This is a genomic window from Streptomyces olivochromogenes (assembly GCF_001514115.1).
Taxonomy (GTDB): domain Bacteria; phylum Actinomycetota; class Actinomycetes; order Streptomycetales; family Streptomycetaceae; genus Streptomyces; species Streptomyces olivochromogenes.
On the sequence record NZ_KQ948542.1, the window covers coordinates 1 to 846 of the forward strand.

1 protein-coding gene is annotated in these 846 nt (G+C 64.8%); it reads left to right on the forward strand.

Annotated elements, in window-relative coordinates; genetic code table 11:
• Nucleotides 1-125: 125 nt before the first annotated feature.
• Nucleotides 126-846: pyridoxal-phosphate dependent enzyme (locus AQJ27_RS51485; protein ID WP_208948629.1), on the forward strand; the 721-nt coding region annotated here is incomplete at its 3' end.

The window sequence follows — 846 nt, forward strand, 5'->3', positions numbered from 1 at the left end:
TGTCGCAGTGCGCTTGAGTCGCGGTTGAGCCGTCTTGAGTGGTCTCGTGCCACACTCGGCGCATGCTCCACAGGCGTGCTGATCATTCTCTGGTCGAACGGACAAGGCAAATTCGCAGGGGCCTCATGGGAACCCCGCTGATTCCCCTGGCGGACGAGCAGTGCGACATCGTCGCCAAGCTGGAATTCTGCAATCCCACGGGAAGCAGCAAGGACCGCTCGGCACTGTGGATTCTGGAACAGGCAATCGGCCGTGGGGAGATAGCGCAGGACACCACGGTGGTCGAGTCGTCGTCCGGGAACTTCGCGCTGGCGCTGGCTTTCTACTGCCGCATGCTCGGTATCTCGTTCGTCCCGGTCATCGATCCGAACTGCAACGAGGCCACCGAATCCCAACTCCGGCTGCTGTGCGAGCGGGTGGAGAAAGTGTCCCTGCGTGATGGGTCGGGCAGCTACCTGAAGAACCGGTTGTCCCGGGTGCAGGAACTGCTGGTCGAACTCGACTCGGCCTATTGGCCCAACCAGTACGCCAATCCCGATGCCCGTGACGCGCATTACCGTTTCACCGCAGGTGAGTTGATCGCGCAGGCCGGCCCGCTCGACTATCTCTTCGTCGGTGTGGGCACGGGCGGCACGATCGCCGGGCTCTCCCACCGGGTCAAGGAAGCGTACCCGGGCTGCGTGGTCGTCGCTGTCGACGCCGAAGGCTCGGTGATCTTCGGTGGCCCGCCGAAGAAGCGGCGGATCCCCGGCATCGGTTCCAGTATCGTGCCGCCGCTGTGCGGTCAGGCGCTGATCGACCAGGTCGAGATCGTCTCCGAGGCGCGCGCCGCCGAGGCCTGCGCCG